At 37.6% G+C, this 12,948-nt stretch carries 14 protein-coding genes; 6 read left to right on the forward strand and 8 right to left on the reverse strand.

Features of this window, described 5'->3' with window-relative positions; genetic code table 11:
• Positions 1–51: 51 nt before the first annotated feature.
• Both EOJ36_RS09745 and EOJ36_RS09750 read right to left on the reverse strand, forming a co-directional pair.
• Positions 52–1,683, reverse strand: a complete 1,632-nt coding sequence (locus EOJ36_RS09745; RefSeq protein ID WP_127804834.1) for a carboxylesterase/lipase family protein — start codon at positions 1,681–1,683, stop codon at positions 52–54.
• Positions 1,684–1,687: 4 nt separating this feature from the next.
• Positions 1,688–3,292, reverse strand: a complete 1,605-nt coding sequence (locus tag EOJ36_RS09750) for a carboxylesterase/lipase family protein (protein ID WP_127804836.1) — start codon at positions 3,290–3,292, stop codon at positions 1,688–1,690.
• Between the two features lie 147 nt (positions 3,293–3,439).
• Here EOJ36_RS09750 and EOJ36_RS09755 point away from each other — a divergent pair, with 147 nt between their 5' ends.
• Positions 3,440–3,865 (forward strand): hypothetical protein, encoded by a 426-nt coding sequence (locus EOJ36_RS09755; RefSeq protein WP_127804838.1) that lies wholly within the window; start codon positions 3,440–3,442, stop codon positions 3,863–3,865.
• On the opposite strand, the gene EOJ36_RS09760 is transcribed toward EOJ36_RS09755, so the two are convergent.
• Genes EOJ36_RS09760 through EOJ36_RS09785 form a run of 6 tightly spaced genes read right to left on the reverse strand, consistent with a single transcriptional unit; the run spans position 3,858 to position 8,685 of the window.
• Entirely contained in the window at positions 3,858–4,436 is a 579-nt protein-coding gene (locus EOJ36_RS09760) for a precorrin-2 dehydrogenase/sirohydrochlorin ferrochelatase family protein (protein ID WP_127804840.1), read from the reverse strand. The genes EOJ36_RS09755 and EOJ36_RS09760 overlap by 8 nt on opposite strands.
• Before the next feature lies 1 nt (position 4,437).
• Complete coding sequence (rlmN, locus tag EOJ36_RS09765; RefSeq protein WP_262707596.1) at positions 4,438–5,493, reverse strand: 23S rRNA (adenine(2503)-C(2))-methyltransferase RlmN; 1,056 nt, start codon at positions 5,491–5,493, stop codon at positions 4,438–4,440.
• Between the two features lie 3 nt (positions 5,494–5,496).
• Positions 5,497–5,949 (reverse strand): GatB/YqeY domain-containing protein, encoded by a 453-nt coding sequence (locus EOJ36_RS09770; protein WP_127804842.1) that lies wholly within the window; start codon positions 5,947–5,949, stop codon positions 5,497–5,499.
• 2 nt (positions 5,950–5,951) lie between these two features.
• On the reverse strand, positions 5,952–7,466 hold the full coding sequence (locus tag EOJ36_RS09775; protein ID WP_127804844.1) for a GH3 auxin-responsive promoter family protein: 1,515 nt from the start codon (positions 7,464–7,466) through the stop codon (positions 5,952–5,954).
• 2 nt (positions 7,467–7,468) lie between these two features.
• Entirely contained in the window at positions 7,469–8,356 is an 888-nt protein-coding gene (locus tag EOJ36_RS09780) for a glycerophosphodiester phosphodiesterase family protein (RefSeq protein WP_238944463.1), read from the reverse strand.
• Positions 8,357–8,358: 2 nt separating this feature from the next.
• Positions 8,359–8,685, reverse strand: a complete 327-nt coding sequence (locus EOJ36_RS09785; RefSeq protein WP_127804846.1) for a DUF4296 domain-containing protein — start codon at positions 8,683–8,685, stop codon at positions 8,359–8,361.
• 90 nt (positions 8,686–8,775) lie between these two features.
• Here EOJ36_RS09785 and EOJ36_RS09790 point away from each other — a divergent pair, with 90 nt between their 5' ends.
• The 5 genes from EOJ36_RS09790 to EOJ36_RS09810 are packed head-to-tail and all read left to right on the forward strand — an operon-like array spanning position 8,776 to position 12,946.
• The gene (locus EOJ36_RS09790) at positions 8,776–9,645 is read left to right on the forward strand and encodes a DUF58 domain-containing protein (RefSeq protein ID WP_127804848.1); all 870 of its coding nucleotides are present in this window, start codon (positions 8,776–8,778) and stop codon (positions 9,643–9,645) included.
• Positions 9,642–10,505, forward strand: coding sequence for a hypothetical protein (locus tag EOJ36_RS09795; RefSeq protein WP_127804850.1), 864 nt, complete (start codon positions 9,642–9,644; stop codon positions 10,503–10,505). Before EOJ36_RS09790 ends, EOJ36_RS09795 begins: the two co-directional genes overlap by 4 nt.
• Positions 10,502–11,497, forward strand: coding sequence for a vWA domain-containing protein (locus tag EOJ36_RS09800; RefSeq protein ID WP_127804852.1), 996 nt, complete (start codon positions 10,502–10,504; stop codon positions 11,495–11,497). Before EOJ36_RS09795 ends, EOJ36_RS09800 begins: the two co-directional genes overlap by 4 nt.
• A gap of 1 nt (position 11,498) precedes the next feature.
• A complete protein-coding gene (gene ispE / locus EOJ36_RS09805) occupies positions 11,499–12,308 on the forward strand; it encodes a 4-(cytidine 5'-diphospho)-2-C-methyl-D-erythritol kinase (RefSeq protein ID WP_127804854.1) in 810 nt (269 codons plus the stop codon).
• A gap of 47 nt (positions 12,309–12,355) precedes the next feature.
• On the forward strand, positions 12,356–12,946 hold the full coding sequence (locus tag EOJ36_RS09810; protein WP_127804856.1) for a NifU family protein: 591 nt from the start codon (positions 12,356–12,358) through the stop codon (positions 12,944–12,946).
• The last annotated feature ends 2 nt before the right edge of the window (positions 12,947–12,948 follow it).

A 12,948-nucleotide genomic window follows, 5' to 3' on the forward strand; every position in this document is an offset into this window, starting at 1 on the left:
AGCCCGAGGTAAATCCCCGGGCCTTCTGGCTCACTCTGCTCACTAGCTCACTTACTTATAAACCCCATCCAAAAACTTGTATCTTCCCTCAATTGTCGAGTTTTCCAACTTAGTTTTTACATCAATATTGATGAATGGAGTTTCATCTTTTGAATAAGGCTTCCACTCTGGCAAATCTTTTCCGTTTGGATTGTATGTTTTGATGAAGTTTGCGAAATAATTGTTCATTGTTTCAGAAACCTTGTAATCATCCGCCGTCCAAGCATATTCTTTTACCAAATGTAAATTGCCCATACAATATTCAATTTCACATGCGTGTGGAGCTCCTACTGGAATAGAAACTGGTGCTGGAGCAGCGCTTGGATCTCTACGAACTGTTCCACCAGCTAATCCAGATGCCAACGATTGATCCACTAAAGCTGGACGCAATTTGCTGTACAAATAACGATAAACCGGCTGAGAAGAATTGTTGCGATGTAAATCCATCCATTTCCAAGTTGCATACACAATGAAACGGTCAGATGTCAATGCGGTTGCAGAAACTTCTGCCTCTCTTTCAGAATGTGCTGGATATAATTTTAACACCTCTTCAAAGTCTTTCGGGAATTCAGACTTGATCACAGATACATAATTTTCAACTGTGTATGGTTTTCCACGCATCAATCCCATTCCACCAACTTCCGCAGAATTCCAACCAGCTAATAAAGGAATTTGCGATTGCTCTTTTGCAGCATAGATTTCAGATAATTTCTTAGGTAAGAAATAGCCATCAATAACTACCGGGAATCCAAATCTTCTAGCATCTGAATAGACATCAAATAATTCTTTGGTGCTCAATGCGCGTAATTCTTTCAATGTTTTGTAACCTGCTTTTTCGGCAAATTCTTTTCCAATTTTCTCAGCCTCAGCTAATGGCGTTGGCGCCATGGTTGGATTAATTCCCGCACCACTTTCTCCAATGGCTGCATGAACTAAGCCTTTTGTCAAAGGAGACGACATTTGGTAAGAAACTGCCACAGAACCCGCCGACTCACCAGCAATAGTTACGTGTCCTGGATCACCACCAAAATTGGCAATGTTCTTTTGTACCCATTTCAATGCAGCCAATTGGTCATAATAACCATAGTTTCCAGAACCTTTGTAAGAAGTTTCTGCACTTAATTCAGGGTGCGCAAAATTTCCGAAAATGTTCAAACGATAGTTACATGTAACTACAACGATTCCTTTTTTCGCCATCGTTTCACCATCGTAACGTGGCTCAGAACCATCTCCCGCTACATTTCCTCCACCATAAAAATATACTAATACAGGTAAGCCCTTCTGACCTTTCTTCGCATTCGACCAAACGTTCAAATACAAACAGTCTTCGCTTAAACCTGCAGAACGCGACATCATATCGCCAAATACTACTCCTTGAACCGGACGTGGTCCAAATTTCTTCGTTTCTTTAACACCTTTCCACGGAGTTAAAGGTTGCGGTGCCTTCCAACGCAAATCGCCAACAGGTGGCTTAGCAAATGGAATTCCAAAATACTTTTGAACTCCGGTTTTGACATCAAAATTACCTTCAATGCTTCCCATGTCGGTTGTTGCCTGAACAGGCAAGGTGTTGTCGGAGCCTTGGGCAAACGAAGCGTTCATTCCTGCTACCATCATACAAACAATTGCTACTACTTTTTTCATTTTTTTATTGTGCTACTAATTCGAATAATTCTTTATCTAATTGGGGTTTTACTTCACATGTATTATTGAAATGCATGGTTGAAGTATTTTGTGCATTATAAGCAGGCCAAGCTGGAAGCCCTTTGTGCCCTGGATTTCCTGTTTTCGCAAAACTAATCCATGCCGAACTCATTTTATCTGCCAAAACGTAGGCATCCTTGTAACCACCAGTCATTTCTTCGCAGCGAGCAATGTTGTTAAATACAAACGGTAATTCCATGCAATGAACTGCCTTGTATTTCCCATCCATTACTGGCGACTGCCAAGTAAATAAATACATATAAACGGGAGCTCCTCCCGCTAATCCTGATTTAGTATTTGCCTGCGCGACTGAACCCGGACGGAACCTTGCATCCACATCAATTAAATCTGAAGGTTTTGTATCATTTGGATACGCTTTTTTCACAGCTGCCTTAAACTTCTCTGCCTTATCCCCATAGGTTTTTTTGATATACTCTTCAATTTTATCTTGAGTTGCATCGCTTAATCCAGTCGTCATCATAGAAGGCATAAACTCGTTTTTAACTGTACCAATCAGCAAGGGAACATTTTTAGACAATTCCAATGCCTCCGCAGAAGATGTTTGATAAGGTAAAATTACCCCATCTCTGCTAGGTCCCCAGCTTAATCCAAAGCCGCCTACATTCTTTCCTTCCGCTTTTAATTTATCGGCAATGGTTTTCAACGCTTTATTTCCCGCATCTGCCAATTGCTCAAAAGGTACTTGCTGAATTTTATCAATTTCAGCGCCAGAAATATTCAAATTTTTCAATACTTCCGCAGCAATTGCCTGCGTTGTTTCTTTTTCCAAAATACTTCCACGAACCGCACCACTTTGATTGATTGCCTTGTGGAATAAGCCTTTTGCACTAGGCATTGCCATCATGGTGTTTACTTTTGCTCCTCCGCCAGATTGTCCAAAAATGGTTACATTTCCTGGGTCTCCGCCAAAATTAGCAATGTTTTTGTTCACCCAAGCCAATGCTGTTTGGATATCCAAAACACTGTTATTCATAGATGTTTTGTATTTATCGCCATAAGCCGACAAATCTAAATACCCCAAAATATTCAAACGATGATTGATGGAAACAACTACCACATCTCCTTTTTTGGCTAAATTCTCACCATCATAAGAAGGTAATTCAATGGATGAACCAGCAGTATATCCGCCGCCATGAATCCAAAATAAAACGGGACGCTTTTTACCATCGTTTATTCCTGGAGTCCAAACATTAATTCGCAGACAATCTTCACTGGTATATCCCCAGTTGTGGTTAAACACAAATTCCGACTCATCTGCAACTTTGGTGGTTGGAGTCAATAAGGGAGCCACAGGACCGTAGGATAAGGAACTTCTAATTCCATCCCATTTTACGGGTTTGGGAGCCTCAAATCTACCTGCTTCTGCATAAGGAATGCCCTTATAAGTGTAAATAGATTGGTGAACATATCCGCGAACCTTTCCAGATTCGGTTTGCACAACGGCCATATTGGGACCTGTTGTAATTTGAGAATTGCCTTGGAAATAAGTCAAACAACTCATTGCCAAGACCACAAAAGTCTTTTTCATTTATAGGTTTAGATTTTGTTTTGTTTCCTATTGTCAGGAAATGATACAATAATAAAGAAAATTTATCAAAAATCTATATTTTATTATGTTTGATAAATTTTTTCATTAATTTGCAGTTCCGTGTTTTAAAAAAACTATAAAAATTTTATGAAAAGCGCCTATACGCTTAAATTAGCTTTATCAATTAACTATATTTTGTCATTGTTTGTTTTTACAATTCTGACTAATTTTGTCACTTTGGGGGCAAAATCCGAAAAATTAATTTTAAATCAACCGCCAGAAATAACCTGGAAACACCCAGAAGTTATTCAAATTAAGTCGGGCAGTAGTAAAAATCTGAGTTATTCATGTTCAGATCCGGAGTTTCACCGCATGAATGCGAATATCCGTCAAGTAAAGGACAAAGGGAATGGGAAATCCAAACTGAATCTAAATGCAACTTTAAATTCGGTCCAAATTGCGGTTCCCGCTTCTGCCTCATCAAACGAAACCTATTTTATCCAATTAGAAATTAAAGACGAAGGAAATCCACCACAAAGTGCCCTCCAATCGATTGAAGTTCGAATTATTTAACCACCCCCTTCGTGATCTCATTCAATTGTTTAATTTTCTCCTGAAAATCACCCTTCAATTGTTTGCGTACTTTTTCCATTTGATCCAAAGAAATATCAATTTCATCTGGAATAATATCATTCAAATAGGCTTTTATACGTTTGGCAAGCGTAGGCGACTTCCCATTGGTAGAAATACCTAATTTTAAATTGCCTTTTTGCACAACCGAGCCTAGGTAAAAATCACATAAATCGGGAGTGTCGGCCACATTGCATAACAAATTTTTTGCCTCACAAAGCTGTTTAATTTCACGGTGCAATTCAGGCATATCTGTTGTACAAATAACCACTTGTTTTCCCTCCAAATCGCTTGGCAAAAAGGCTCTATTGATCAATTTTACCTCTGGAAAATCTTTTACAAACGCTAGGGTTTCTTCTCTAAAAAACGGAGCAACAAAGGTTAATTTAGCCTCCTCACAATTATTTAAAAGTGCTCCGGCCTTTTCCAAAGCCACATTTCCCCCTCCAACAATCAAAACTTCGAGTTGAGAAATCTTCAAAAAAATTGGGAAAAGTTTATTTGTTTCCGACATCTTATTTCTTTCCTGCTAATTGTCCACAAGCCGCATCAATGTCCTTTCCTCTTGAACGTCGAACATTAACAATCATTCCTTTTGATTCTAAAAATCCAGAAAACTGTTGAATGGCATCCGCTTTGGCATTCAAAAAATTGGCTTGTTTAATAGGATTATATTCGATGATATTGATCTTACAAGGAAACTTTTTAGCGAAGGCTAAAAGTTCTCTTGCATCTTCTAAAGAATCATTGAACTTATCAAAAACGATATACTCAAGAGTAATCCTATTTTCTGTTTTTTGGTAAAAATAAATCAATGCCTCAGCTAATGCATCTAAGGTATTACTTTCGTTAATCGGCATTATACGATTACGCTTTTCATCATTTGCCGCATGAAGCGAAAGTGCTAAATTAAATTTAACCTGATCATCGGCCAATTTCTTAATCATCTTAGCAATTCCCGCAGTAGAAACCGTAATTCGTTTGGAAGCCATGCCCAATCCTTCAGGAGAAGTGATTTTTTCAATAGATTCCATCATGTTGGCATAATTCAAAAGCGGCTCACCCATGCCCATGTATACAATATTGGTCAGGGGCTGCTGGTACTTTTGCTCCGCTTGTTCGCGAATCAACACGACTTGATCCACAATTTCATAAGGTTCCAAATTTCTTTTTCGCTCCATATAACCCGTTGCACAAAAGCTACATGTTAAAGAACATCCTACTTGTGAAGATACACAGGCAGTCATGCGGTCTTCTGTTGGGATTAAAACCCCTTCCACCAAATTACCATCAGACAAAACAAAACTTGATTTGATTGTACGGTCTGAACTAACCTGCGACTCTCCAACAGCAACACTATTAAAAGTAAATTCTTCTTCCAAATGCGCACGCAAATCCTTCGGCAAGTTTTGCATTTCTTCAAAGCTTCTTGCCGATTTTTTCCAAATCCATTCAAAAACTTGCTTGGCTCGAAAGCCCGGTTGTCCTTTGGCAACTAACATTTCTTTAAGCTGCTCTAGACTAAGTTTTCTTAAAGATTTCTTTTGAATTTGTGCTGTTTGGGTTTCCAAAACTTATTTTTTTAATAATTCACCTACCTTTGCAGAAATAGCTTTCCCATCGGCTAAACCAGCCAATTGTTTGGTAGCAACTCCCATCACTTTTCCCATATCTCCTGGGCCTGCAGCACCAACTTGTGCGATTATTGCAGTTATTTTTTCTGTCAATTCTGTCTCAGATAATTGCTTTGGCAAAAACTCTTCAATAATAACCAATTCAGCCTGCTCTTTCTCCGCCAAATCGTCTCTATTTTGTGCTTTGAAGACCTCCAAAGAATCTCTTCGTTGCTTAGCAGCCTTCATCAACAATTTCATTTCTGCATCAGTACTTAACTCGCCTGTGCTATTTCCAGAAGTTTCTTCCAATAAAATTAAAGATTTGATGGCGCGTAATGCTCTTAAACGGTCTGCATCTTTTGCTCTCATAGCATCCTTAATGCCGCTTTCAATGGTTTCTTTTAAAGCCATAATTATTTGATTTTTAAAATTTCTTCTACGTATTCTCTGTTATTACTCAATCGTGGTACTTTGTGTTGCCCCCCAAGCTTCCCTCTACTTTTCATCCACTCATAAAAAGTTCCTTTCGACAATTGATGAACCTTTGGCAAGCTCAATACCAAATCAAAAGCTCGTTTGGCATCATAATCGGAATTGTCTTCACGAAGACTTTTATCCAAAATATCCACAAAGGTACTAAAATCATTCGGGGGAACCGAAAATTCTACTAACCACTCGTGGCATCCACTTTTTCCCCCTTCCATGTAGGCCGGAGCAACTGTGTAATCTACCAATTCAGCTTGGGTAGCTTTTAATGCCTTTGACATTGCCTTTTCCGCATTTTCAATAATTACCTCTTCTCCAAACGCATTGATAAACATTTTAGTTCGACCACTGATTTTAATACGATAGGGGGCAAGGGAGGTGAATTTCACCGTATCGCCAATTTTATAACGCCAAAGTCCGGCATTAGTAGAAATAACAACTGCATAATTTGTACCCAAAGCAACTTCCGACAAAGGTACTATGGTATCTTTTTCCTCTCCTGCGTCATCTAAGGGAATAAATTCATAATATATTCCATAATCCAACATCAAAAGCATCTCATCTGGCAAAGAGAGGTCATCTTGAATGCCAAAGAACCCTTCCGAAGCATTGTAAATTTCCATAAAGCTTACCTGTTCCGAGGGAAAAACTTGGTTTTTGAACAAATTCCGATACGGACTAAAAGCAACGGCCCCATGCACCAAGAATTCAAAATTGGGCCAAACTTCTAAGATATTTTGCTTCCCGGTTATTTCTAAAATTTTATCAATCAAGACCAAAGTCCAGGTTGGCACCCCCAAAATACTTGTTACATTTTCTTTTGAGGTTTCAAGAGCCATTCGCTCAATTTTTTGGTCCCAATCATTCATTAAGGCAACATCCAATGAGGGTGTTCTGATCATCTGGGCCCAAATAGGCAAGTTTTTCATAACAACCGCCGAAACATCTCCCAACAACATATTTTCATTAAAAGGATTGCTCGACAAGCTTCCGCCAATAGATAAACCCTTGCCATCAAATATTTTAGTGTCGGGTTTGTTGTGCAACAAAAGGGTAATCATATCCTTACCGCCTTTCATGTGACAATCGCCCAAAGATTCTGGTGAAACCGGAATGAATTTGCTTCGGGCATTTGTGGTACCAGAAGATTTGGAAAACCAAGAAATTGGGCTAGACCACAGGATGTTCTGTTCGCCCTGCATCATCCGGTCTATATAGGGAAAAAGCTCTTCGTAGGTAGAAATGGGTACATTTTTTCGAAAATCTTCCGAATTTCTAATGTCTGAATAGCCATATTTTTTTCCCCATTCTGTTGATTCCCCTAAAGAAATTAATTCCTTAAAACATTCTTCTTGAACATCTGCCGGACGAAGGTACATGGCCTCAATCCGAGGCATCCTTCGTTTCATTATCCAGACCAAAGTTTCGTTGAAAATCGACATCCTTAAGGTTTCAAATTGCTTGCCAAATTTGGATAATCTGTAATGATGCCATCCACACCCATCCGAATCAATTCCTCCATAACCTTCACATCGTTTACCGTCCAGGGAAGGGCCTTCATGCCTAAATGATGACAATTTTTTAGTTCGAAATCAGTCAAAGAACGATAATCCGGACTATAAATCTGTGGAATAAAGCCTAAGTCCATAATCACCTTATCAGGAGTTTTTCTGCTTACTAAAGCAGAAAGTAAACATGGATTAAACTTCCCTTTTACGGTCTTTTTGTGCCAGGTTTTTAATATTTTAAAATCAAAACTCTGCAAAGTAACATATTTCAAATCTGTTTTTGATTGGATAACCTGATACACCAAATCGCAAAATTGTTCAGCTTTTTGAGGTTGTGAAATACCATATTCGGCAGAATCTGACTTGATTTCTATGTTATAATAAACAGCTTTCCCCGTTTTTTTTCGATAAGTCTCTGCCATTTCCAAAACCTCTGAAAGTAAGGGTTTATAGGTCGAAATATGTGCTTGCTGCGGAAAAAGTGGATTTCCATTAATCCCCGTATCAAAGGATTTGATTTGAGCATAGTCCATTTGATACAAATTCAAGGATTTTTCTTCCTCTTTTTTCACTTTTTGTCCATCCGGATGCACGCAATAAAGCGCATTCATATAGGGCTCATGACTAACTACCACTTGCTGATCTTTACTGATGCATACATCCATCTCCAACACCATTCCCAATTCCAAGGCCTTTTGAAATGCCGGAACTGTGTTTTCAGGAAAAAGTCCTCGACTACCTCGATGACCTTGAAAAAATGGTATTTGCGCCTGCATGGAAATTCCAATTAGAAATAATCCAATAAAAATACAACTCTTTTTCATTATTAGTGGGGTTTAACCTTTTTGCCCAGTTCGTCTGCAACCAATTGATACATCTCCAAAAATTCATCAGGCTCTTTCACAAATGCATCAAAAGATTTGTTTACCTGCACTGAATCTACACCATGCTTTTTAAAGATATTTCGTTCCAAACCTTGAAAAAGTACCAATGCAGAATCAGAACTACCTATGTGTTTTTCATTTATCTTCGCCTCAGCCAAATGGATATCTGTTAATACTTCTGCCAATTTTTCTTTGGTTAAAAGTGGTTTTTCCTCCTTTTTCGTACAAGAAATTACCAAAAAACAGATTAAAATTATAAGTATTCTCATTTTGTTTCAGAGGAAAGCTCCATATTTATGGGCACATTTTGTTCAAAAATAGGTAATTTAGCAAAATTCTAACAGCTTTTAATTGATAAAATGGATTTTCGCAGCTTTTTAAATAAGGCGAATCAAATAGAAATTCGAATCCGTAAAGCCATCAACTCACAAATGCACGGCAATTATGCATCCATTTTTAAGGGGGCGGGAGTAGAATTTAATGACTTGCGACAATACCAATATGGTGACGACGTCCGCCATATCGATTGGAACTCCTCTGCCAAAGGGCACGGAACTTTCGTCAAAATTTTTAAAGAAGAAAAAGAGCAAACTGTGTTTTTCATGCTCGACTGCTCTGCTTCCCAACAAATTGGTTCAAGTACTCAAAGCAAATTAGATTACCTGAAAGAATTAACTTCTGTTTTAAGTCTTTCGGCCATCCAAGATGCTGGCCACATCGGGTTTTGCTGTTTTACAGACAAAATTGAAAAGTTTATGGCCCCTGCGCCTGGCAAAAAACACGGATATAAAACCATATCAGAAATCTATAAATTTAAGGCCGAAAGCAGCAAAACAGATATCAAAGAATCTCTCCGTTTTGCCCTACAAGTGTTGAAAAGAAAAAGTCTCGTTATTTTAATCAGTGATTTTATTGACAATAACTTTGAAGACCTATTGGTTTCTTTAGGTAACAAACACGATTTGATTCTGATACAACTACAAGATTTGCAAGAACTGGAATTGCCTAAAATGGGAATTGTGCCGATTTATAATCCAGAAACAGGTAAAACAAGTTTTTTAAATTCTTCCTCCAAATCTTTCCAAAAACTAGTAAATAAAGTATTTGTAAAAAGCCCAAATGAGCTACAACAGTTGTGTAAACAACATAAAATAGATTATGTAAAACTCACCACGGGTGCAGATTACATTCCAGAATTTGTCAAATTATTTACCCTGAGAAAAAGATGATACAAAATAATTTTCAGGTAAAAGGCAAATTTCAGGAAGACTCTGTGAAAATAGGAGAGAAGATTCATTACAGTCTTTGGGTAAAACATTCAGGAAAAAATGAGTTGTTTTTTCCAGGTACCCAACAAAATTTTGGGGCATTTGAGGTAAGTCAAAAAGATTTTTTCAAAACTCGTGAAATAGGTAAGGGGCAATATTTAGATTCTGCCGTTTATGAATTGCGCTTGTTTCAAAGTCAAAACCCAAAAATATTACAGATTCCGGTTTACCTAAGTTCAGATATCGATTGCACAGCAGTGTATCCTAAAAGTGATACAATTTTTGTAAAAACTTTGGTAAAATCCCCTGAAACGATACAAATAGACTCCTTATTTCAAAGCATTCCTTTTCAGCCTATTAGTCCCAAAAGAGACATCAAAACCGTTTTATTTGATCTCCTCGTTTTATTGATAATCATCGGAATAATAAATGCCGTTTTGGGTAAGCGAATTAAACTTTGGATTCAACTATATTTTCATTGGAGGAAATTTCGCGACTTCCAAAAAAGTTTTCAGCGCTTAAATAGAAACGTTAATAAAACTCCACTGGGAATTCAAAATCTTGAAAAGGCCTTGGTCTTGTGGAAAAAGTACTTAGAACAAATTACCGGTTTGGGTTTTGCGACCTCAACTTCTAAAGAAATTATCGATTTAATGCCTGAAAACAGGCTAGAAAAAGCTTTAAATGAGTTAGATTTCACTATTTATGGAGGAAATTTCTCAGAAAATACCAGTAAACATTTGGAAATCCTTTTAAAAATTGCACAATCAAAATATAACAGGGTTAGACAAAATATGTACCTTAAATTTAAAAAATCTTGAAATTTCCATTGGTTCATTTCTGGCAACAAATTCGTTTGGTTTTTTCCTTCAATTGGGAAAATCCCATGTTTTTGTATTTGCTGATTTTACCAATTTTATGGTTATTTATCAAATACGGTTTAAGAAAAAACAAACGCGCTAAAATAGTACTAGTCATTCCCAATGATTTTCCGGAAAACAAATTGGCTCGATTGCAAAAGTATATACCAGATGTCTTGCAATCACTCCTAATCGTTTCAATGGTCATTGCCCTTGCAGAACCCTATACAACCATCAAATATGCTGAATATAGGGCAGAGGGGATTAATTTTGCCATTGGAATTGATATTTCAAGCTCTATGAAAAATCGGGATGTTGCCCCATCTCGATTTGATGTTGCTAAAAATATGGCGCAAGACTTCATGAAAAAACGAATCGCTTACGACGCCTTTTCATTAATTGCCTTTGCCGGAGAGCCCAATTTGATCAGCCCATTAACTCAAGATAAAAATTACTTGTTTCCAAGTCTACAAAAACTACAAGCCGGACTTATAAACGAAGAAGGAACAGCCCTAGGCGATGCCATGGGCACTTGTATAAACCAATTAAGAGATAGTGATAATCCGAAAAAAATAGCCATTATTATTTCGGATGGCAACAACACCGCAGGAAATTTGGACCCAGAAATCTCCTCCAAATTAGCCAAAATCTTTCATATCAAATTCTACACCATCGCAGTGGGTACAGAAGGAAATCAGCTAGATCCTGTAGACGAAAATACACTTAGAAACATTGCTTCCTTAACGCATGGAACCTTTTTTAGGGCAAACGATTCTCAAGCAATGGCTTCAATTTTTAAAGAAATAGATCAATTAGAAAAAACAAAAATTAAGATAAATAAATGGGAAGAGCACAAAAACCAAAGTTTGACCTTCCTTATCATTGCCTTAATATTGTTTATCATCAACTTAGCCTTAAAATTAACTTGGATAGGTAATATTTTAGAAGATTAACATGGTTGTATTCCCCAACGCAAAAATTAATATTGGACTCTATATAACTGAAAAACGGCCCGATGGTTTTCACAATTTGGAAACTGCTTTTTTTCATGTTCCTTGGACAGATATTCTTGAAATTACTCCTTCAGATAGGTTTTCGTTTACCTCCACAGGCTTGGCAATAGCTGGAAATTTGACCGACAACCTGTGTGTAAAAGCCTATCATTTACTCAAAAAACAATTTGAACTTCCTGCAGTCGACATTCATTTACATAAAATTATTCCGATGGGTGCTGGGCTAGGAGGGGGCTCTGCAGATGCAACTTATACTTTACTTGCCTTAAGAGATTTGTTTAATATCCCCTTAACAAATCAAGAACTTATCCCTTTCGCCCAACAATTGGGCAGCGACTGTGCCTTTTTTTTAGAAGATTCTCCACAGTTTGGCACCGGAAAAGGAGACCATTTACAAGCCATTGAAACACGTTTGACAGGTCTTTGGGCCTTGTTAATTTTTCCCAATTTTGGAGTTTCTACCCAACAAGCCTATTCTGGTGTAAAGCCACAAAAAGCGCCTTTTTACCTTCCTGATGCACTAAAACCACCCGTTGAATCCTGGAAAAATACGATTTCTAATGATTTTGAAAAAACAATTTTTCCCTTATTTCCGCAATTAGAAACAATAAAAGAAAACTTGTATGAGATGGGGGCACTTTACGCTGCCATGTCGGGTTCTGGCTCTACCATGTTTGGACTTTTTGCAGCAGAACCAAGCGAGGAATTTTTCCAAAACAAAAATTTTACAATAAAAATTGTTCAATTTTAAACTTTTTCTACCTCTTATTTGTTTCAATTCTAATATCCCCCAATCAAATGTTACAACAAGCTATTCATATCTATACAGAATCTACGCCAAATCCTCATTCGATGAAATTCGTTTTCAATTTCGAATTACTTCCCGAGGGATTATCATTTGATTATTCACAACCTGCCGATGGATTAACCAAGGAAAAAAACTCTCCTTTAGCTGTTTCTCTTTTCGGGTTTGAGTTTGTGAAACGGGTATTCATTACATCCAATTTCATCACCTTAAGCAAATCGGAAACGACTCTTTGGGAAGACGAAGTTTTTGGCATAAAGCAGTTTTTAAAGAAATATTTTGAAGAAAAAAAGCCCGTTTTCTCTATTCCAGAAGAGGCTCTTCCTGGGACAGAAAATTCTGATAATCCAATCATTGGACAAATAAAAGAGATTTTGGACCAATATGTTCGTCCGGCTGTTGAATCAGACGGTGGAGCGATACAGTTTCATTCCTATAATCCAGAAATTGGACAAGTAAAAGTGGTTTTGCAGGGATCCTGTTCCGGATGTCCATCTTCTACCTTAACCTTAAAATCTGGCATAGAGGCACTCATGACTCGAATGATTCCTGAGGTGAAGGAAGTAGTTGCAGAAGGGATTTAATT

Source organism: Sandaracinomonas limnophila, from assembly GCF_004005965.1.
In the GTDB taxonomy this organism is placed as follows: Bacteria; Bacteroidota; Bacteroidia; order Cytophagales; family Spirosomataceae; genus Sandaracinomonas; species Sandaracinomonas limnophila.

What these genes read in the sequence shown, in the direction of transcription:
- EOJ36_RS09745 (WP_127804834.1), bottom strand. Translation starts at nt 1,683, where the DNA reads ATGAAAAAAGTAGTAGCAATTGTTTGTATGATGGTAGCAGGAATGAAC.
- EOJ36_RS09750 (WP_127804836.1), bottom strand. Translation starts at nt 3,292, where the DNA reads ATGAAAAAGACTTTTGTGGTCTTGGCAATGAGTTGTTTGACTTATTTC.
- EOJ36_RS09755 (WP_127804838.1), top strand. Translation starts at nt 3,440, where the DNA reads ATGAAAAGCGCCTATACGCTTAAATTAGCTTTATCAATTAACTATATT.
- EOJ36_RS09760 (WP_127804840.1), bottom strand. Translation starts at nt 4,436, where the DNA reads ATGTCGGAAACAAATAAACTTTTCCCAATTTTTTTGAAGATTTCTCAA.
- EOJ36_RS09770 (WP_127804842.1), bottom strand. Translation starts at nt 5,949, where the DNA reads ATGGCTTTAAAAGAAACCATTGAAAGCGGCATTAAGGATGCTATGAGA.
- EOJ36_RS09775 (WP_127804844.1), bottom strand. Translation starts at nt 7,466, where the DNA reads ATGTCGATTTTCAACGAAACTTTGGTCTGGATAATGAAACGAAGGATG.
- EOJ36_RS09780 (WP_238944463.1), bottom strand. Translation starts at nt 8,356, where the DNA reads ATGAAAAAGAGTTGTATTTTTATTGGATTATTTCTAATTGGAATTTCC.
- EOJ36_RS09785 (WP_127804846.1), bottom strand. Translation starts at nt 8,685, where the DNA reads ATGAGAATACTTATAATTTTAATCTGTTTTTTGGTAATTTCTTGTACG.
- EOJ36_RS09790 (WP_127804848.1), top strand. Translation starts at nt 8,776, where the DNA reads ATGGATTTTCGCAGCTTTTTAAATAAGGCGAATCAAATAGAAATTCGA.
- EOJ36_RS09795 (WP_127804850.1), top strand. Translation starts at nt 9,642, where the DNA reads ATGATACAAAATAATTTTCAGGTAAAAGGCAAATTTCAGGAAGACTCT.
- ispE (WP_127804854.1), top strand. Translation starts at nt 11,499, where the DNA reads ATGGTTGTATTCCCCAACGCAAAAATTAATATTGGACTCTATATAACT.
- EOJ36_RS09810 (WP_127804856.1), top strand. Translation starts at nt 12,356, where the DNA reads ATGTTACAACAAGCTATTCATATCTATACAGAATCTACGCCAAATCCT.